Origin of the sequence: Gracilibacillus oryzae, from assembly GCF_009498735.1 — a bacterium.
In the GTDB taxonomy this organism is placed as follows: Bacteria; Bacillota; Bacilli; order Bacillales; family Amphibacillaceae; genus Gracilibacillus; species Gracilibacillus oryzae.
Genome location: NZ_ML762447.1, coordinates 23,713 through 43,420, shown reverse-complemented (window position 1 = coordinate 43,420; position 19,708 = coordinate 23,713). Strand labels below are relative to the sequence as shown.

General features: G+C 39.9%; 19 protein-coding genes. 17 read left to right on the top strand and 2 right to left on the bottom strand.

What is annotated here, in order from left to right:
• The 8 genes from spoIID to F9U64_RS19200 form a co-directional block, all read left to right on the top strand.
• Positions 1-597: stage II sporulation protein D (gene spoIID, locus F9U64_RS23195; RefSeq protein ID WP_228275805.1), on the top strand; the 597-nt coding region annotated here is incomplete at its 5' end.
• 78 nt (positions 598-675) lie between these two features.
• Entirely contained in the window at positions 676-1,542 is an 867-nt protein-coding gene (locus F9U64_RS19230; protein WP_153406522.1) for a stage II sporulation protein SpoIIQ, read from the top strand.
• Positions 1,543-1,779: 237 nt separating this feature from the next.
• Positions 1,780-2,811: an AimR family lysis-lysogeny pheromone receptor gene (locus F9U64_RS19225; RefSeq protein ID WP_153406521.1), complete on the top strand. Its 1,032-nt coding sequence runs from the start codon at positions 1,780-1,782 to the stop codon at positions 2,809-2,811.
• Between the two features lie 404 nt (positions 2,812-3,215).
• Positions 3,216-3,515 (top strand): sporulation transcriptional regulator SpoIIID, encoded by a 300-nt coding sequence (spoIIID, locus tag F9U64_RS19220; protein WP_153406520.1) that lies wholly within the window; start codon positions 3,216-3,218, stop codon positions 3,513-3,515.
• Between the two features lie 246 nt (positions 3,516-3,761).
• Positions 3,762-4,760 carry a rod shape-determining protein gene (gene mreB, locus F9U64_RS19215; RefSeq protein ID WP_153406519.1) on the top strand — a complete coding sequence of 333 codons (999 nt, stop codon included), beginning with the start codon at positions 3,762-3,764 and terminating at the stop codon, positions 4,758-4,760.
• A 46-nt stretch (positions 4,761-4,806) separates the two neighbouring features.
• Complete coding sequence (locus F9U64_RS19210) at positions 4,807-5,631, top strand: flagellar hook-basal body protein (protein ID WP_153406518.1); 825 nt, start codon at positions 4,807-4,809, stop codon at positions 5,629-5,631.
• A 19-nt stretch (positions 5,632-5,650) separates the two neighbouring features.
• Complete coding sequence (locus F9U64_RS19205) at positions 5,651-6,445, top strand: flagellar hook-basal body protein (protein WP_323125859.1); 795 nt, start codon at positions 5,651-5,653, stop codon at positions 6,443-6,445.
• Positions 6,446-6,486: 41 nt separating this feature from the next.
• A complete protein-coding gene (locus tag F9U64_RS19200) occupies positions 6,487-6,789 on the top strand; it encodes a DNA-directed RNA polymerase subunit beta (RefSeq protein WP_153406517.1) in 303 nt (100 codons plus the stop codon).
• Positions 6,790-7,246: 457 nt separating this feature from the next.
• On the opposite strand, the gene F9U64_RS19195 is transcribed toward F9U64_RS19200, so the two are convergent.
• Entirely contained in the window at positions 7,247-8,500 is a 1,254-nt protein-coding gene (locus tag F9U64_RS19195; protein WP_153406516.1) for a methyl-accepting chemotaxis protein, read from the bottom strand.
• A 201-nt stretch (positions 8,501-8,701) separates the two neighbouring features.
• Between F9U64_RS19195 and fabZ the strand changes: the two genes are divergently transcribed.
• The 9 genes from fabZ (at position 8,702) to F9U64_RS19150 (ending at position 18,567) form a co-directional block, all read left to right on the top strand.
• Positions 8,702-9,118 (top strand): 3-hydroxyacyl-ACP dehydratase FabZ, encoded by a 417-nt coding sequence (gene fabZ, locus F9U64_RS19190; RefSeq protein WP_153406515.1) that lies wholly within the window; start codon positions 8,702-8,704, stop codon positions 9,116-9,118.
• A 127-nt stretch (positions 9,119-9,245) separates the two neighbouring features.
• Positions 9,246-9,581, top strand: a complete 336-nt coding sequence (locus tag F9U64_RS19185) for a hypothetical protein (RefSeq protein WP_153406514.1) — start codon at positions 9,246-9,248, stop codon at positions 9,579-9,581.
• Between the two features lie 152 nt (positions 9,582-9,733).
• Positions 9,734-10,591, top strand: a complete 858-nt coding sequence (locus F9U64_RS19180; RefSeq protein ID WP_153406513.1) for a TetR/AcrR family transcriptional regulator — start codon at positions 9,734-9,736, stop codon at positions 10,589-10,591.
• A 14-nt stretch (positions 10,592-10,605) separates the two neighbouring features.
• Positions 10,606-11,463, top strand: a complete 858-nt coding sequence (locus F9U64_RS19175) for an efflux RND transporter periplasmic adaptor subunit (protein WP_153406512.1) — start codon at positions 10,606-10,608, stop codon at positions 11,461-11,463.
• Between the two features lie 2 nt (positions 11,464-11,465).
• Positions 11,466-14,537 carry an efflux RND transporter permease subunit gene (locus F9U64_RS19170; protein WP_153406511.1) on the top strand — a complete coding sequence of 1,024 codons (3,072 nt, stop codon included), beginning with the start codon at positions 11,466-11,468 and terminating at the stop codon, positions 14,535-14,537.
• 297 nt (positions 14,538-14,834) lie between these two features.
• On the top strand, positions 14,835-15,884 hold the full coding sequence (locus F9U64_RS19165) for a glycosyltransferase family 4 protein (RefSeq protein WP_153406510.1): 1,050 nt from the start codon (positions 14,835-14,837) through the stop codon (positions 15,882-15,884).
• A gap of 880 nt (positions 15,885-16,764) precedes the next feature.
• Positions 16,765-16,995 carry a hypothetical protein gene (locus tag F9U64_RS19160; protein ID WP_153406509.1) on the top strand — a complete coding sequence of 77 codons (231 nt, stop codon included), beginning with the start codon at positions 16,765-16,767 and terminating at the stop codon, positions 16,993-16,995.
• 289 nt (positions 16,996-17,284) lie between these two features.
• A complete protein-coding gene (locus F9U64_RS19155) occupies positions 17,285-18,028 on the top strand; it encodes a helix-turn-helix transcriptional regulator (protein ID WP_228275804.1) in 744 nt (247 codons plus the stop codon).
• A 17-nt stretch (positions 18,029-18,045) separates the two neighbouring features.
• The gene (locus F9U64_RS19150) at positions 18,046-18,567 is read left to right on the top strand and encodes a toxin-antitoxin system TumE family protein (RefSeq protein ID WP_153406508.1); all 522 of its coding nucleotides are present in this window, start codon (positions 18,046-18,048) and stop codon (positions 18,565-18,567) included.
• A gap of 132 nt (positions 18,568-18,699) precedes the next feature.
• Here the strand turns inward: F9U64_RS19150 and csaB are convergent.
• A partial coding sequence (csaB, locus tag F9U64_RS19145) for a polysaccharide pyruvyl transferase CsaB (protein WP_228275803.1) occupies positions 18,700-19,708 on the bottom strand: 1,009 nt, incomplete at its 5' end.

Here is a 19,708-nt window from a genome sequence, read left to right as displayed (position 1 = left end):
TCAGATTATCATTGGAAAATGGATAAAATCACCGAAGCAGTTGCCGCAACCCAGGGAGAAATTATTACGTACAACAAAGAACCAATTACACCAGCTTTCTTTTCAACAAGTAATGGGTACACAGAGAATTCAGAGGATTACTGGCAAAATGAATTGCCCTACTTAAAAATAGTAGAAAGTCCATGGGATGAAGAATTATCACCAAAGTTTCTTAATCAGATAATTTTGACAGCAAATGAAGTACAGCAGAAACTTGGTGTGAATTTATCGGCAAATGTGCAGGACTTCCAAATCACAAGAACTGACAGTAATCGGGTCGAAACAGCGACGATTGCCGGCACAGCATTCTCGGGAAGAGAGATCCGGGAGAAGTTAAACCTGCCATCCAATGATTTTACAATCACAAGAAAGAATGATCATTTTGTTTTCACAACGAAAGGGTATGGCCATGGTGTGGGAATGAGCCAGTATGGAGCAAATGGGATGGCATTAGAAGGCAAAAACTATCAGGATATTATTAGCTATTTTTATAAAGGAACAGCGATCGAAACATTGGAACAGGCTGCTCCGAAATTGCTCGTACAGTCAAACAGTTAGTATTTTTCAAAAAAAATTATTCTATGCATGTATATATTTTCCTCTATTTGATCACAATGGTTGCTGAGGTGATGAATAATGGAGGAAAACAAAAACGTTTCGAAAAAAGATTGGAAGCGTATCTTCAAGAAAAAATGGTTCTTTCCGGCACTATATTTAACTGTAGCTGCACTAATGATTTCTGGAGTGCTTTGGTATCAAAACGCAGCGAACCAGGCACCTGAGTTGGCAGAGGACATGAAAAATCAATTAGAAGAAAACCAATCAGGTCCTGATGCTAATAATGAAGAAGAGGCAGAGCCAGTTATCAATCAGCAGGAAGTATTACAAATGCCGGTAGCAGAAGATCTGCAAGCTGAAATTGTCACAAAGTTCTATGATTATAGTGCAGATGAAGAGACACAGCAGAAAGGTCTGATTTTACACCAGAATCGTTACAAGCAAAGTGACGGAATTGCGATCTCAACAGCTGATCAGCAGGCATTTGATGTCATGGCAGCACTTTCCGGAACTGTAACAGAGGTGAAACAAGATCCTTTACTCGGAAATGTTGTCAAAATGGAGCATGAAGATGGAATCACAACGTATTATGCAAGCCTTGGTGAACCATTAGTGGAGCAAGGTGCTGAATTATCGCAAGGTGACACATTAGGGACTGCAGGTCAGAATAACTTAGGTCAGGAAAATGGTATCCATGTTCATTTTGAAGTAAGAAAAGACGGTGTACCAGTCAACCCAGAATCTTTCATCAATAAACCGATTAATGAAATCAGTGCACCAGAAGCTACTGAGGAGTCAGATGAAGAAGATCCTGCAGCAGAGGACCGTGAAGAAGATACAACTGATGAAACGGAAACCGATGAAGATACAGGTGAATCAGAAGGTGAAGACGGCTCAGCAGATCAGGAAAACACAGAATCTTCCAGAGCAATGGAAAATGCATAAGTTTGAAAAAAGACAAGTTGGCGAACTTGTCTTTTTTTTTATCCCCAAAAAGCCAGCCATGTTAGTATTGATCCCAGCGCTAACCGTCTGTATACCCCTATGATCAAACTCTCATTTAATGGAAAGATGACCATTTCTGTCGATTGAACATACCATTTGACGAACGATTTTTCGATCAAAGCTATTGCAAAATTACTCGAATGTGAAATAATTGATAGATGTGAAAGGAGAAGAGAAATGAAGGATAGAAATAAATACGATGGGATGATTAAAAAATATTTAGAATCAAGTTACGAATTAGAGCTTCATCAGTTTATCACAATGGTCAGTTTAAATAACGATGAAGTAAGAGTATTAGAGCTTGTCAAAGAATTCTGCAAAAAATCGACATCGGACCTTGACCACAGACTCGCAATGGAATTATTTTATGTCAATGGATGTGTGAAAGAACTGCAATACTTTATAGAGAAGAATCGGACAAGCGATAATGTATTAAATCAGAAGTATGCTATATTCTATCAGGTTATGTTAGACATTCAGTTGAAAAAAAACAGATGGATAATTCAGGATCTTGTTCCTATTCTGCCAACTGATCAAGTCGAATTCAAGTGTTTAAAATACTTTATTAAATTCGAAATGGACCTGGAAGCAAACATTTATGATAGACTTGGCTATTACATAAATAAATTGCAACCACTGCTTCAGAAGATTGACAACCCTCTTTTAGCTTCATCATTCAACATTAGAACCCACATCTTGTTATTTATTTATTATTGGAAACGTAATGAATTAATTTTAGCAAGAAGAAATGCCTATATTGTTCTTCAACACCCCGATCACTTTAGACAAAAAGCACAACTGCATATCTATTTGGCGTTTAGCTACATCTATGAAGACTTTGAATCAGCAATCTATCATATTGATGAAGCCCGTACTATTGCAGGTAAGTTTCAACTGAAAAGTATAGAGAAGGTTATTTCAAACTATGCTTACCCATTTATTTGCGCACATTTCGGCAAAACAGAAGGTGTGGAAACAGATGACCCTGTTGAACGAGCACACCTCGAAATTGCACGCGGAAATCGAAAAGAAGCCAGACGGATATTAGAAAAAGTAACCGTTCCTACACCTTTCAGCAAATACTACCTTGGCCTAGTAACGAAAAAGCAGCAATATTTAATTCATTCCTACCATGACTTTATGGAAAAACAGGGAGATCACTTTTTTGCCAAACTGCCGTTGCAGGCCAGTGAAATGAATGGGATGTAAAGTAGTCATATACAAAGAATCCTGCTGTATTTACTTGTGAGAGTCAATCTTTTTCAGGAAATATGAAAACAGGGAGTAGAAAAAAAATATGAATATGAGAAAAAAGAATTACATATCGAAAAAAAGTTCTGATCCGGATTTTGGGGATGTAGGTTAATAAGGGGGACAGGGCCTAAAAACCCTGTTCTTCTCTCGTCTCTGTAAAATCTAGGTATAAATAAAAGTCTTAGCTAATACAATGGTACAAATCATGAACAAATTGTCTAAGGTGAGACTATCCATAATGAATGAACTTCAGTGATTTTGTCCATTCTTGTTCATACGTATCTGCCTAAATTTCATAATGATAACACTAACTTGTCTCTGTTCACACCTTGGACTGACAACACAGGGAGGCGAGTGTCATGCATGATTATATTAAGGAACGTACATTAAGAATTGGAAAACATATTGTGGAAACTAAGAAAACCGTCCGAGTGATAGCCAAAGAATTCGGTGTATCCAAAAGCACTGTACACAAAGACTTAACCGAGAGACTGCCGGAAATTCACCCTGAATTAGCCAATGAAGTCAAAGAAATTCTGAGCCACCATAAAGCGATCAGGCATCTGAGAGGCGGGGAAGCAACAAAAATGAAATATCAGCTTAATGGGAAAAATGAACCGCCGCAATCCGAAAACACTGATCAATTATTACTAAAATAATATCCTTGATCCTCTCCTATTACATAACTCCAGCAATCAAAAACATAACCTTGCCGCAATCTGACGAATTCCAACACAATAAAAGTAAATTTCTTTCCTTTTTTCTACAAAATTAGTAACTAAATATTTTTATTTGTGCTATTATATATTATTAGAGGCATTGTGTTCTACTATAAAAAATACATGACTTTTGACATATACAGTACGGATACGAAGCAATTAGAAGTAGGGAGGATCATAAATAACATGTTATCAAGGGATATTGGTATTGATTTAGGTACAGCGAATGTACTTATCCATGTAAAAGGAAAAGGTATCGTACTAGATGAACCATCAGTAGTTGCCATGGACCGTAATACTGGCAAAGTTCTTGAAGTAGGCGAAGCGGCAAGAAGGATGGTTGGTCGTACACCAGGAAATATAGAAGCAATTCGCCCGTTAAAAGATGGAGTCATTGCTGATTTTGATGTAACTGAGGCGATGTTAAAATATTTTATTAATAAAATAAATGTAAAAGGCTTTTTATCAAAACCAAGGATGTTAATCTGCTGCCCGACAAACATTACCAAAGTAGAACAAAAGGCAATTCGGGAAGCTGCGGAAAAATCCGGCGGTAAGAAAGTATACCTGGAAGAAGAGCCGAAAATTGCGGCAATTGGTGCAGGAATGGATATTTTCCAGCCAAGCGGTAACATGGTCGTTGATATTGGCGGTGGAACAACAGATATCGCCGTATTATCAATGGGGGACATTGTAACAGCACAGTCTGTTAAAATGGCCGGTGATAAATTTGATGCGGAAATTCTTCAGTATGTGAAGAAAAAATATAAATTGCTGATCGGTGAACGAACTTCCGAAGATATCAAAATCAATGTGGCAACAGTTTTCGAAGGTGCCCGAAACGAAGAAATTGATATTCGCGGACGTGATATGGTAAGTGGCTTGCCAAGAACCATCACCATCCATTCAGCGGAAGTGGAAGAAGCTTTAAGAGAATCGATTGCACTTATCGTCCAGAGTGCAAAAGCAGTGCTTGAAAGAACTCCACCGGAATTGTCAGCAGATATTATTGACAGAGGTGTTATCTTAACAGGCGGCGGTGCACTATTGAATGGACTTGATCAATTGCTTGCAGAAGAATTGAAAGTACCAGTACTTTTGGCAGAAGAGCCAATGAGTTGTGTGGCAAAAGGAACTGGCATTATGCTTGACAATATCGATAAATTAGAAAAATCCATTGTATAATTTGTACATAGACTGAACTATTTTCATATTAAGAGGTGTTTCAATAATGTTAAGAGGTTTCTATACAGCAACGAATGGAATGCTTGCACAGCAGCGCAGACAAGAAGTTTTATCAAACAATATGACAAATGCACTTACACCCGGGTATAAACAGGATCGCACATCATTACGTGCCTTCCCTGAAATGTTAATTCACCGCATGGAAAACCAGCATACACCTGTCAGCACCCAGAGCCAAGTCAGAACAATGACAGAAATTGGGGCAATTAATACAGGAGTTTATGTCCAGGAAGCCATTCCGGATTTTGCTCAGGGAACTCTCCAGGAAACAGAGATGACAACAGATTTCGCCTTGGTACAAGGAGAAACACCTGATGAAAATGGTTCGATCTTTTTCACTGTTCAAAATGGTGAAGGAGAAGTGCGTTACACCAGAAACGGTAATTTCACAGTGGACGGGCAAGGTAACTTAACCACAAATCAAGGGTATTATGTGTTAGATGCTGACGGTGGCATTATTAATACAGATGGCCTGGAATTTAACCTGACTCCAGAAGGATTGCTTGAATTAGATGGTGCACAAATTCCTTTAGGGATTGCCTACAGCAATGATGCCAATCAACTAAGCAAAAATGGGGAAGATCTTTTTGAATTAGCGGAAGGTGCCGATCCTTTAGCAGATGCAAGGGCAACAGCAGGCTTACAGTTTAATGTCCAGCAAGGGTATTTGGAGAATTCCAATGTGGATACTGCCCAGACCATGACGGCAATGATGGAAGCATACCGAGCATTTGAAGCAAACCAGAAAGTAGTCCAGGCTTATGACCGAAGCTTAGATAAAGCAGTAAATGAAATTGGCAGGTTACGTTAATGGGAGGGGTAATTAGCGAATGAGCAGAATGTCTTTTCAAGCATCAGTTACCATGACACAATTACAGAAAAAGATCGACACGATTGGAAATAACATTGCGAACCTTAATACACATGGTTATAAGAATCGCGAAGTAAATTTCTCCTCATTATTAACACAGCAAATCGATGCAGAAGAAATAAATAACCAGCGACTGACACCTGATGGCATTCGTGTCGGATCAGGAGCAAGAATAGGCCATACTAATATTAATCTGAAACAAGGCACAATCCAGACAACAGACAGAGCGTTAGATGTGGCATTGCTTGACGCCAATCAGCTTTTTCAAGTCAGTGTAATGGAAAATGGAAACCAGGAAACAAGATATACAAGAGCCGGGAATTTCTACTTGAGCCCGACCGAAGCTGGTGATCAGCTGATGCTTGTAACAGGTGACGGCAATCCAGTACTCGGCAACAATGGCCCGATTCTTCTGGCAGATGGTGCAGAGGATATCAAGATCAATCAAAATGGTCAGATTGAAGTAACTCGTAATGGAAATCAGCAAGTCGAAGGACAGCTGACAATCGTGGAAGCAGTTCGTCCAAGACTGCTGGAAGCTTCAGGCAACAGTCTTTTCCGTTTATCTGCTGAATCGCTTGAAAATTATGAGGAAGCGGAAATTATTCAGGAAGTTGCCCAACAAGAGGTTAATGTTAAAAGTGGTGCATTAGAAACATCAAATGTCAACTTATCGGAACAGATGTCAGAGTTGATCGAAACGCAACGAGCATACCAATTCAATGCAAAAAGCATGATCAAATGCGTGGGCTGATTAATCAGCTGCGCTAGTTATTAAGTAAGGAGCCATTTCTCATGTCTAATGAAAATAAATCAGAACAACCAAAAAGAGCCCAAGTAAACAAGCGTACAGAGAGGCGGAAAGAAAGAAGAAGCAGACGCCGCGACAGACGCCGTGAACGCAGTCAGAGCAAACAGTATGTAGGCCGCTTGATTCCTGTATGGTTAAAGCTATTAATCATTATTGTCCTAAGTTTATTTGCGCTTTTCATTGGTCTCATTATAGGATTTAGTATAATTGGAGATGGTCAACCATTAGATGTTCTCCGTTTCGAAACATGGGAGCATATAATCGATTTTGTTCGAATTGAAGAGTAAGTAAGGATAAGCCCAGCATGTGGATGCTGGGTTTTTTTATATTAAGTAAGGCTTGCGGGGAAGGATTTCTTCTTTAATTTTATAATAACGGGAAATCACCATGGACTGAAGGAGGCATTTCCTGTTAATCGGCTTTTTAACGGGAAATCCTCATGTCCCAAAAGAGTGTTTTCCCGTTAATCGGCATAATAACGGGAAATCCTCACGCCCGAAGGAGCAGATTTCCCGTTAATCCGCCTAATAACCGGAAATCCCCACTCTCCAAGGAGCAGATTTCCCGTTAATCGGCATAATAACGGGAAATCCTCACGCTCCAAAGGAGAGATTTCCCGTTAATCGGCATAATAACCGGAAATCCCCCCGCCCGAAGGAGCAGATTTCCCTCCTAATCCGCATTCTAACCCAAAATCCCCCCGCTCCAACTTAAAAAATGTTATCTCTCCACACCAAAAACGCCTCAACTCACAAACGATTTCCTCAAAACGTCAATCTCCTGCTCCATCTCTTCTGTTTCGCCTAGTTGTTCATCCAATGCTGTTTTCATTTCAATTATCTGCTGGTTTGTTTTTTCTGAATTAATGGAAAGCTGCTCCATTGTTGTGTTAATATCGGTGCTTGAGCCAGCAATGGACTGGGTTTGTTGATTGATTTGTTCGGTATGTTGAATGTTGCCGACTATATTATCGACCATCTTGGTAAATCCATCATTCAATGATAAAATTTGTCCTGCTTCTTTATGTATATGTTCAGCCCGTGTTTCTGTCTGTGATGCGATTTCTTCGGCATCTGCCATGATGCGCTCAACGGTGCCATCAATCTGTTCTGTAGCTTTCACAGAGCGCTCGGCCAATTTTCGGACTTCATCTGCGACAATAGAGAAGCCTTTACCATGTTCGCCGGCTCTTGCTGCTTCGATCGAGGCATTTAATGCTAATAAATTGGTTTGCTCTGATATATCATTAATTAATGTGACAATGTCTCTGATTTTTTCAATTTCCCTTGCCAGGTTCATGATCGAGGTTTTGGTCTCATCTGATTGTGTGGCGATTTCTCTCATCACCTGGGAAGAATTTTCGATTTTTACTATGTTATTTTCCGCATCTTCACGCAGTGCCTGAAAGCTGACTGTCACTTCTTCTAATTCATGGGCAATTGTTTGAAAAGCATTGTTCATATTTTCCACTATGGTTGTTGTCTCTTCAAATGAGCCAACATTGCGTGCGGAATAGCTTGTCAGTTTTTCCTGATTGTGATTAATCTGGGATAATCCTTTCGTAATTTGCTTCACTTTACTTGAAATGATTTCTGATTTTTCTTCCACAATCTGAATTTGTTTTTGCTGGGTTTTCTGGTATGTAGCGATATTTTCGAACAAAAGGTTCATTCTTCTGCTTAATTGTGCAATTTCGTGGTTATCCTTCATTCGTAACCTTGCATCCAAGTCACCATTTTCAAAAACTTGCATCACTCTTTCCATTTTCTTAATTGGCTGCAGGATAAGAATTCGTACTAAAATACTGATCAATACGGTTGCAGTAATGACATTCATAAAATTATTGAGCCAAATGCCGATAATGCCCAGCTGAATTCCCGTCATGCTGATTAAATCAATAATCAGATTGGCAATAAAGGAATTCAGAAATAATACCACAACCAATGTAAAGATAATTCGTACTTGCAGCCTGTTCCAAAAAGGTAACTTTTGATTCATGTTGATTAATCCTCCCGAAAATATTCTGTTTTTATAGTCTATAAGAATTACAAAAACTACATACCCTAATTCTTTATTCCTAAAACATTTTTTTCATTATAATCAAATATACCGAATTAACCAAACGAAATGATTGGAATAGGATTCTATCTCCCTTTTTGATATACTTTTCCTATACTGAAAGGAAAAGGAGTTATTCAAATGGATATTGAACAAATCAAAGCAACGATCCCGCATCGTTACCCATTTTTGTTAGTGGATGCAATTACAGAACAAGAGGAGCAAAAAATTACCGGAATTAAAAATGTTACGATTAATGAGCCATTTTTCCAGGGGCATTTCCCTGATTATCCTGTAATGCCTGGTGTCTTAATTGTCGAAGCACTTGCTCAGGTTGGTGCTGTAGCGATTTTAAGCAAGGAAGAAAACAAAGGAAAAATCGGCTTTTTAGCTGGTATTGATAAATGCCGTTTCAAACGCCAAGTAAAACCAGGAGATCAGTTAACATTAGAGGTCGAAATCATCCGCATTAAAGGACCAATCGGAAAAGGAAAGGCAGTTGCGAAAGTTGGATCAGAACTTGCCTGTGAAGCAGAGATCACTTTTGCAGTAAAATAAGGTCTATAGTAGAAAAACTCGCATTCGCCTGTTCTGCGCGTAGAAAAAATTCCTTCCTTTTTAGCATATTTCTTCTCAAATTTGGTTATCCTATCGAGGAAGATATGTTGGAAAGGAGGAATGGACTATGGAACTTAAATATGTGAAATTTTTAGGTGTCTTGATTTTATCTGTTGGCTTCTTATTTGGCTGTGCGAACAACGGAGAGGAAGAACCAACGGAGGAGCAGGCACCACAAGATGAGCAGCAAACTCCGGAAAACGGTGGAACTAATGAAGAACCACAGGGAGATCAAGGCGAGACACAGCAAGAGCCTGATGGTAATGTTGATGATAATGATCAAGGCCTTGGCGACAGTGTCGAAGAAGGCATGGATAATGCAGAAGAGAACATGGAAGACGCTATGGATGGCGACGATCAGAATGCAAACCAAGAAGAGAAAAACAACCAAGAGAATCAATAAGATTAGAAAAAAAGCCTCCTTCCAAGGAAGGCTTTTTTATTTGGAATGAGTCATTATCTATGTTATATTTTCATCACTGACTGACTGGTCATTCTAGAAAAAGTGAAACCAATGAATGAATCTGGTCGTATAAGAAAGCGGGGCTTATTTTTATGCATGAAAAAAAAGAAAAAATAATCGGGGTAGCAATGAAGTTATTTTCAGAGAAAGGTTTTCATGCAACTTCCATTCAGCAGATTGTTCAAGAAGCAAATGTGTCAAAGGGAGCCTTTTATATATATTTTGATTCAAAAGATGATCTGATTATCGCCATTTTTCAAACTTATACAAGCATTGTATTTGATAAATTATCCAAAGCGACAGAAACAGCTTCAGACCCATATGAACAATTGGAAAAGCAAGTCGCCGTGCTGCTTACCTTGTTTCGGGATCATAAAGAATATCTTATCGTGCACTTCAGGGAAAACATTCATATTGGAGAAAAAATAGATACCATCATTTTTCAAATACATAAACAGGGATATGATTGGGCTCAGGAACGAATAGTAGCGATTTATGGAGAAAAAGTAAATGACTGTATTGTCGATATTGTGATTAATTTCGATGGACTGATCAATAGCTGCTTTAAATGGATTGCGATTCATAATCTTCAGTTCGATCCGGAACGATTAGCCAGGACAATCATCAAAAGACTTGATGCGATTATACAGACATGCCTGCATGATCCGGATTCACCTGTTTTTACAAAAAAAGACGTCAGAAAATTAGTGGATTGTTCAGACGAGACATTGCTGCTGATTGATCAACTCATAGAAAAAGTGGAGGAGTTGGAGTTAAGCAGTAACGAAAAAGAACAAATCACCGAGGCTGTTATGGCAATAAAAGAAGAGACAGCCAAAGAAGAACCGAAAAAAATCATCATTAAAACGATGTTAGCATATATCAGTCAATTTGAAGGATTAAAACAGTTAAGCCAAAAGTTAAGTGAAAATGTATTAGAAAAAGATTGAGAGGGGACAAAAGAATGAAACGATTATTTTTATTGCTTTTCATCACAGTAATAACCCTTGCTGCCTGTTCAGAAGATACGGAACAGACAACAGAGGCAGATCAAGTGACACCAGTAGAAACTGGTGAAGTTACAGAAGGGAATCTGGCAATGACACGGACTTTTTATGGCCGAACAATGCCAAATCAGACGATTCCTGTCATCCCGAGCGTTCCAGGAGAAGTAACAGAATTGAACGTCACAAATGGTGATACGGTAGAAGAGGGGGACACCCTTGCCACAATCCAGAGCCAGCAAGGAAATATTAACATTGAAGCACCAGCAGCTGGAACAGTGACACAATTATCGGCAAATGAAAATTCCATTGTTTCTAACCAGGAGCCATTTGCTGCGATTATTGATTTAGAACAATTAACCGTGCAACTGCAGGTACCTGATGTGCAGCTGGATTTATTTCAGGAAGGCGAGCAAGTTGTTCTTCATATGAAGAGTGCAGAAGAAGAAACACATGAAGCAACCATCGAATATGTTTCCAGAACTGCTGGTGAATCAGGACTGTTCCCGATTGACCTGTCATTTGATAATGCAGCAACTCAATACAATGCCGGCGTGATTGCAACAGTCGAGCTGGAAGAAGTTGTAGTAGAAAACGCGACATTAATCCCAACATCCGCTTTAGTGGAAACGAATGATGAGACATTTGTTTATACAATTGAAGATAATCAGGCGAAAAAAGTGGAAGTGACCGTTCAGGCAACACAGTCAGAAGTGACAGCAGTCGAAGCTGAACTGGCTAGCGGAACCCAACTGATTACAAGTGGCCACTTAACATTATCTGATGGCAGTGAAATCGAAATCATAGGGGAGGAGTAATCATGAAGATTGTCAGTACATCGGTCAAACGCCCTGTTGGGGTAATCATGATTGTCCTCGCTATTATTGCGATGGGTGTTATATCTGTACGAAACCTTGCGATTGATTTATTTCCCGAAATCGATTTGCCAATTGCCGTTGTGGCAACAAGTTATCCTGATGCCGCACCACAGGAAGTGGAGAATCTTGTCTCTGCCCCAATTGAAGGTGCGTTAAGTTCGATTGAAGGGGTGGATACGATCCAATCCCAATCACAATCAGGCTCATCCTTAGTGATTATCATGTTCCAAAATGGGACGAATCTCGATAATGCGCTCTTGGAAGTGAGGGAAAGTATCGATCAGGTCACATCCTTTTTACCAGAAGGGGCAAATGATCCAAGTGTCCTGAGGTTTAATCCAAACCAGATGCCAATTATGTGGGTAGGCTTATCCGGCAGTGATATTGCCAACTTGCAAAACATAGCAGAAGATCAGGTTCAGCCATATTTCGAGCGTCAGGCAGGCGTTGCATCAGTCAGTATTGAAGGTGGTCAGGACCGCATCATCAACCTTGAACTGAATCGTTCGGCAATTCAGCAATACGGAGTCAGTCCGCAATTGATTCAGCAATCCCTCGGCGGAGCCAATCAGTCCGCATCAGCAGGGGCGATCCAAAAAGGCGACAAAGATCTGCAGCTAAGAATTGACGGTTCGTTTGATACAGTTGATGACATCAGCAATACGATCATACGAACGCCACAAGGTGCACAAATCACAGTAAAAGATGTGGCAACTGTTGAAGATACGTTCCAGAAAAATGGAACAACGCTTGTGAACAATGAAGAAGCGGTTGTTCTAAGTGTCTTAAAACAATCAGACGGTAATACAGTCGAAGTATCAGACAATATTATTGCAGCAATTGATGATCTGCAGGAAAATCTTCCATCAGATGTGGAGCTGGAACTTGTTGTTGATACATCACAATTCATTAAACAATCGATCAATTCCGTTATTCAGAATATGATCTTTGGTGGAATTTTCGCATTGCTTGTGCTGCTGCTTTTCCTGAAAAGCTTCCGTGCAACCATTGTTATCGGTGTTTCGATCCCGATTGCGATTGTTTCCACATTCGTTCTGCTGTACTTCACAGGAGAGACATTAAATATTTTAACAATGGGCGGACTTGCGCTCGGAATCGGGATGATGGTCGACAGTTCGATTGTTATTTTAGAAAATATTGTTTCCTACAGGCAAAGGGGTCATTCATTAAAAGAAGCAGCAATCAAAGGAGCGTCAGAAATTGCGCCAGCGGTAATTGCATCAACAACAACGACATTAGTAGTATTCCTGCCAATCGTGTTTGTTGAAGGAATTGCGTCAGAGCTGTTCACACCGCTTGCCTTGACGATTTCATTCTCATTAATCGCATCCCTTGTTGTTGCCGTAACATTAGTTCCGATGCTTTCTTCCAAGCTTTTATCAAAAATGACGGAAGATAATGGCAGGAGATATTGGTTTGATCGCTTGCTTAATCGGGTAACCAATGGATATGCAAAAGTTTTGGCAAAGGCACTGAAACTGCGCAAAACAACGATTGCCATCACCATTGCCGCTATTGTCGGCAGTGCGTGCCTAGTTCCATTTATCGGTACAGCGTTTATTCCTGAAGGGGACCAGGGACAAATCAGCATCTCTGTTGAAACACCAACAGGTACTTCTGAACAAAAAACATTGGAAATAACCGATCAAGTAGATGAAAAGCTGAAAGAGTATGATGATGTGATTGATGTAAACTATATGACAGTCAACAGCAGTGACGCTTCATTCTCTATGATGTCAAGCGGATCAGCCGGCGGTTCTTATACGATTCAGCTTGTTCCTCAAGATCAGCGTTCCCAGTCAACAGATGAGGTTGTGCAAGAGCTGGACGAAGATCTTTCCGCAATTGCCGGTGCGGAGATTATCGTGAGTGCAATGGGCTCAGGTTTTAGCTCAGGTGATCCTGTGCAAATTCAAATTTCAGGTCCGGAGCATGATGTACTCGAAGAATTAGCGAGCCAGGTTTTAACAAATATTGAAGATGTGGAAGGTGTCTATAATCCAACCACGTCTGTTTCCGAAACACAGCCTGAAATGAATATTGTCGTCGATCGTGAATTAGCGGCACAATATGGACTATCTTATCAGGAAGTCATGAGCCAGATTCAATTAGGTTTTACAAGTCAAACCGTGATGCAATACAGGGAAGCTGGTGATGAGATCAATGTCCGACTCATTTACCCAGAAGAAGAAAGAACAACCATTAACGATTTGGAAAATTTAATGATCCAGAATCAGCAGGGTACACAGATTCCGCTATTGACAATTGCTGATTTTGAACAAGAACAAAGTGCTGCAACCATTACAAGAAGCAATCAGGAGCGCCAGGTGACGGTCACTTCAGAAATTTCGGGCAGAGACCTTGGCAGTGTGACACAGGATATCGAAAATATTTTAGATGGCATGCAATTTCCAAGTGATGAATATACGTATAGTATTGGCGGTCAAGCAGAAGATATGGCTGAGGCCTTTACTGATTTGGGACTTGCGCTCATCTTATCGATTTTCTTAGTATATGCAGTAATGGCCGTTCAATTCGAGAGTTTCTTACAACCGTTCATTATCATGTTCTCGATGCCGGCAACAGCGGTTGGGGTGTTCGGCGGATTATTCATTACTGGTCAGCCATTGTCCATCACCGCATTTATCGGTGTGATCATGCTTGCAGGGATTGTTGTAAACAATGCGATCGTGTTAGTTGATTATATTAACATTCTCCGCGAACGTGGGGTGGATCGTTTTGAGGCAATTATGGAAGCAGGGAAAGCAAGGCTTCGTCCGATCCTGATGACAACTTTAACAACCATTTTAGCAATGGTGCCATTAGCACTCGGTTACGGTGAAGGTGCCGAAACACAGCAGCCAATGGCGATAACGGTTATCTTTGGTCTGACTGTTTCCAGCTTGTTCACCCTTGTGTTAATCCCTGTTGTCTACACGTACTTTGACAATTTATCTGAACGTATTAAAAAAGTGTTCACCAAAAAAGCTTAACAGATACCTTCATGAATTTTCCATAAATATTGATAGACTAGGTGGGTAAACTAGTATATATCCACCTGGTCACAATCCCGGTATTTTGTTTCACTTTTATTAAAATTTCATGAATTTTATATTTTAGTTATAATGAACTGTTGATATTTATAGTATTGTTATATATAATGAATCAGAGGTTTATACATGCTGATAGCAACACAAAAAGAGAATACTATATTTAACAGGAAATAGAATACTAGAAGATGTTTAAATTGTTTGAAAGCTTTTTGAACACGGATTTTATAGGAGGAACATATGGGATTTTTAGCTTTAGCCGTCACTTTCTTAGTTGCGGTCATTATTACACCATTAGTGATAAAGCTTGCGATTCGTATTGGCGCTGTCGATCAGCCAAATGAGCGAAAAGTGCATACGAAGGTCATGCCGAGATTAGGTGGATTAGCTATCGTATTTAGTTTCTTTCTTGGATTTCTTATTTTCACACCAAATGGCGAGCAAGCTTGGCCGATTATTTTCGGTGGATTAATTATTACCCTTGTCGGATTCCTGGATGATTTATTCCAATTACCGGCAAAACTGAAGCTGCTTGGTCAAGTCGCAGCAGCAGTCGTAACAGTAGCCGGCGGTATTCAAATGGACTTCATCATGATTCCGTTTGGTGACAGGTTAGATCTTGGTTATCTGACCATCCCGATTACCATCATCTGGATTATCGGAATTACAAATGCAGTTAATCTGATCGACGGTTTAGACGGATTAGCAGCAGGCGTTTCATCCATCGTTCTGGCAACAATCTCCGGAATGGCATTAATGATGGGGAACACGTTCGTTGCAGCTGTAGCATTCTTATTACTTGGAAGTACAATAGGATTTTTAGTATATAACTTTAACCCAGCCAAAATATTCATGGGCGACACAGGCTCATTATTCCTTGGCTACATGATCAGTGTCCTGTCGATCATGGGGTTATTCAAAAACGTAACATTTTTCTCAATCATGGTACCAATCATCGTTCTGGGCGTACCGATCCTCGACACAATGTTCGCGATCATCCGCCGCATTATCCAGCGCAAGCCATTAATGGCTCCAGACAAGTACCATTTACACCATTGCCTAATCCGCTTAGGCTTCTCGCATAAAGAAACAGTCATTTTCATTTATGCCCTAAGCTGTCTGTTCAGTGCAGCAGCAATCATCTTTACCCGATCAACAGTCTGGGGCTCAGCCCTGACACTATTCCTGCTACTGATCCTGATCGAAATCATCGTAGAAGTGACAGGACTAGTCAGCGAAAAATACAGACCACTACTGTCCATAGTAGATAACTTTAGAAAACGTACGTGATATAAGAGAGAAAGCCTGTGATCCATTGATTGCAGGCTTTTTTGTTGTGCAGTGTATTGGGCGGGATTGAGTTGTAGGGATGGAGAGTCAGGGTTTGCTGTTAATATTAAAGAGGAAAAGTAAGTGAGAGCTGGCGTAGATTTCCTGTTAAAGTGAAGATAAAGCGAGCGAGGATTTCCTGTTAATATGGGGATAAAGTGGAAATCAAGGTGGATGAGAACGTGGATTTCCAGTTAAAGTGAAGATAAAGCGGAAAACAGAGTGAAAGCGAGCGTAGATTTCCCGTTAAAGTGAAGATAAACGGGAAAACAGAGAGAAAGCGAGCGAGGATTTCCTGTTAAAGTGAAGATAAACGGGAAAACAAGGAGAAGGCAGGCGAGGATTTCCTGTTAATATGCTGATAAAGTGGAAATCAAGGTGGATGAGAACGTGGATTTCCAGTTAAAGTGAAGATAAAGCGGAAAACAGAGTGAAAGCGAGCGAGGATTTCCTGTTAAAGTGAAGATAACCGGGAAAACAGAGTGAAAGCGAGCGTAGATTTCCCGTTAAAGTGAAGATAAAGCGGAAAAGTAGGGAAGGAAAGTTGAAAGATTACCTGTTTATCGCAATATTAGGACGAAGTCTCATGCTCTGCCCCAGAATTATCACTTTAATCGAATAATAAAGCCCAAATCCCAACCCCCAACCCTCAGCCCAGAGATATCGTCTAAATAAAAAATCAGTATTATATATTATCCCCAATGAAATCCACCCTTAAGAGTCCTTGCCCATTACTATATAAATCCCAAATCCCAGGTTTCCTGCAATTCATTTAAACTAAGAGAATTTTTCATAAATCGATGGTATAATCAAAATAAAAGCTAGGAGTGGTGAAGCGGAAATGGAATCAAGTGAAGCTCACCTGAAAATAATATTAGATAAAGAAGCAGCCGAGCGAGAAGCAGAACTAAGAATAGAAGAAGCAAGAGCACAAGGCATAAAGCAAGGAATACAAGAAATGCGAGAACAAGTCATCAAAAACATGCTCACCCAAGGTTTACCCCATAAAAAGATCGCAACTTACACCGGATCAACAATAGAAGAAGTAGAAAAGATTAGAAATGAAGAATGAAAAATCCCTCCCAACACTCTAAATCTACTAAACCTAACCATCATAAAAAAACTACCATTCACCATCAATCCACAATAAGAAAGCTAGCTCCCATCACCGAAAGACCTAGCTTTTCTTTCATTATTATTTGGCTTAATTTTCTTGACACTTACAAACAAGTTGCCCCCCATCTTTTTGGTTTTATGCATGTTTCAAAAGGGAACGCATATATAAATTAACAATAATAAATGTTTGTGAGTTTACGATATTGTATTATTGTCAACCATATAATATAATGGAGGTGGGAGGAATGAGAATTATGACCACAGCAATTTATGAATTGACCGCCAAGCAAATAGAAAAAGGTTTCCAAGAGAAAGATGAGAGTATCATCGAAAAAGAAACCGATTATATTTTAAGTAGAATGATTCGATTAATGCTGCAATTGTTCCCGGATAAAATTAAAGCTATTAGTTTTGAGAAGAGTGAAATTCATTGGGATGTTAACTATTTACTGTCTGAAAAAAACCATAAGAACTTAAATAAATGGTTGCTTCGAATGAAGGGAATATCAATGCCTCCATCAGATGAAGACTTTGGAAAGCTTAAAGTTGATTTAGAAAATTGGTACTACCAATTGACAGGAGGAGACCTGTTACTTGAGTATCGTACTGAATATTTACTTACTCCGAAGCAAGCATGTGAACTGATGGGGATCTCCCGCACTACCCTGAATAAATATATCCAACAAGGCCTTGAAATTTCGGATACAGATTCACATAAGAAGATTCCCCGGTATGTTATTGAACTATGGAAGGATCCTGTCTATGCTATTCGCATGCAAATGTTAGTACAAGAAAAGAAAAGATTACGTCAATCCACCGAGCAGCGATTGCATGAAATCAATAAGGAATTAAAAGAACTAAACAAAAAATATAAGACAGAATCCATTTTTGAAGCTTTTGCTGATTTCAATGGCGATGAAATGAATGATCCAACTGATTACTATATATGGAAGGATTTATTAGAAGAGAAAGAGGATATCCTTAAATAATTAAGAGGAGGGAAACCATGGGGAATAGGAAACTAATGAAGTTAGACATACCTTCATTACTTCTCCCCGCGGACATCGATGAGATTCTTGACAACTATGGTCATCTATTACAAACGTACTCCAATCTAAGAGAAAAACATTCTATTTTTAGTCAGTACAAACGAACTCACAAGCGGTTAGAAGTGTTGTTTCCTCTAAAAGAACATCCCATACATGGAATTACTGGTTTGCACGTAATAGAGGTATATGATGAAGCGGGATATGTAGAACGATATCACTACCACTGGAAGAGAATTATTCCTAAAAAGGGCATAATGTATAGCCATATAACCAGTTGGGGAAATGATCCACATGATGATCCAGAAACACCAGAAGAATACAAAGTAAAAACAGAACCTCATCATCACCATTATGACCCTAAAGACAGAAAAAAAAGACGAGAAAATTATGATGTTCACACATTAGAACAAGCATTTGATTTTATTGATGCTTTTTTAGAAAGTGGAGAAGAATATACTGGTGAATTGAAACAACTCTGATCGATACCCTTTTTTAAAAAATATACTGAATGAAAGAATGAATGTAAAATTAAGGAAAATAAAAAAGAGTCTCCTACTTAGAGGTGACTCTTTTTCTTCGCTTCATCCAAGGACCTAGCTCTACAAAACACCCTACCTAAAAACCTCAATCGCCATCTCCGCAGTCTCCCTTGCCTTAGCCTGCTGAACAGCCGCCCGGTCACGCAAAGCCTCACGCACACTCTCCAAATCAGACAATTGCCCCTTCACCACATCAAGCAGTGAAGCACTATCCCAATTCCCCTGATTCACATGCCCAGCAACAGGCTGCTCCATCAGACTCGCAAAAGAATCCACCTTCGGATCATAGCTCAGCGCAACAAACGGCGTATACACAATACTCGCAAAAATCAACGAATGAAGCCTCATCCCGATAAGCAAATCAGACTGACCAATAACCGCAATCTTCTCATCCATCGGCACATCCGTCTTCATCACATAACTATGCTCCTCCATCAGACCTGCAACCTCATTCGAAGACCGATAATCATCCTCACCATGAAACGGCACAAACACCACCCCATAGCCATCACGAACCAGATTATCCAGACACCCAGCAATATGCACCTTAAACGGCTGATCAGACGGCCAATCCCGCACACTCACCGTCACAAACCTGCCACTAAGACCAACACCCTCACCCCAACTACTGGAAAAAGTACGAGCATCAAGGCCAAATACGGGGTCTGGTACAATTATCGAATCCTTTTTTAATCCAAGCGATGTTAATAATTGTTGTGAGTCACGATCCCGCACAGTAATCTGATCAACCTTATTTAATGTAGATTTCACGATCCATTTGCTCAGCGGATGATCAACAGGCCCGATTCCCTGCGAATAGATAAAGACAGGTTTCTTATGAAACTTCGCAATCCGCATTATCCCTGAATAATAAGGGACAGATTTGAGACCCGTCTTATCCTGCAGCAAACTGCCACCGCCACTAATCAATCCATCCGCCTTTTTCAACACATTACTGACATCTTTTAGCTGCCAACGGTTAACTGCCTGCACCTGATGCTTCGCAGCAGTCGATGTTGGATCATTCGACAGGACGGTGAGATCAATCTCCGGATCGATCTCACGCAATGACTGGATGATA

Coding starts and splice junctions, on each gene's coding strand:
- F9U64_RS19155 (WP_228275804.1), top strand. CDS start 17,285: ATGAGAATTATGACCACAGCAATTTATGAATTGACCGCCAAGCAAATA.
- F9U64_RS19160 (WP_153406509.1), top strand. CDS start 16,765: ATGGAATCAAGTGAAGCTCACCTGAAAATAATATTAGATAAAGAAGCA.
- fabZ (WP_153406515.1), top strand. CDS start 8,702: ATGGATATTGAACAAATCAAAGCAACGATCCCGCATCGTTACCCATTT.
- F9U64_RS19210 (WP_153406518.1), top strand. CDS start 4,807: ATGTTAAGAGGTTTCTATACAGCAACGAATGGAATGCTTGCACAGCAG.
- F9U64_RS19150 (WP_153406508.1), top strand. CDS start 18,046: ATGGGGAATAGGAAACTAATGAAGTTAGACATACCTTCATTACTTCTC.
- F9U64_RS19225 (WP_153406521.1), top strand. CDS start 1,780: ATGAAGGATAGAAATAAATACGATGGGATGATTAAAAAATATTTAGAA.
- F9U64_RS19205 (WP_323125859.1), top strand. CDS start 5,651: ATGAGCAGAATGTCTTTTCAAGCATCAGTTACCATGACACAATTACAG.
- mreB (WP_153406519.1), top strand. CDS start 3,762: ATGTTATCAAGGGATATTGGTATTGATTTAGGTACAGCGAATGTACTT.
- F9U64_RS19185 (WP_153406514.1), top strand. CDS start 9,246: ATGGAACTTAAATATGTGAAATTTTTAGGTGTCTTGATTTTATCTGTT.
- F9U64_RS19175 (WP_153406512.1), top strand. CDS start 10,606: ATGAAACGATTATTTTTATTGCTTTTCATCACAGTAATAACCCTTGCT.
- F9U64_RS19195 (WP_153406516.1), bottom strand. CDS start 8,500: ATGAATCAAAAGTTACCTTTTTGGAACAGGCTGCAAGTACGAATTATC.
- F9U64_RS19180 (WP_153406513.1), top strand. CDS start 9,734: ATGCATGAAAAAAAAGAAAAAATAATCGGGGTAGCAATGAAGTTATTT.
- F9U64_RS19230 (WP_153406522.1), top strand. CDS start 676: ATGGAGGAAAACAAAAACGTTTCGAAAAAAGATTGGAAGCGTATCTTC.
- spoIIID (WP_153406520.1), top strand. CDS start 3,216: ATGCATGATTATATTAAGGAACGTACATTAAGAATTGGAAAACATATT.
- F9U64_RS19170 (WP_153406511.1), top strand. CDS start 11,466: ATGAAGATTGTCAGTACATCGGTCAAACGCCCTGTTGGGGTAATCATG.
- F9U64_RS19165 (WP_153406510.1), top strand. CDS start 14,835: ATGGGATTTTTAGCTTTAGCCGTCACTTTCTTAGTTGCGGTCATTATT.
- F9U64_RS19200 (WP_153406517.1), top strand. CDS start 6,487: ATGTCTAATGAAAATAAATCAGAACAACCAAAAAGAGCCCAAGTAAAC.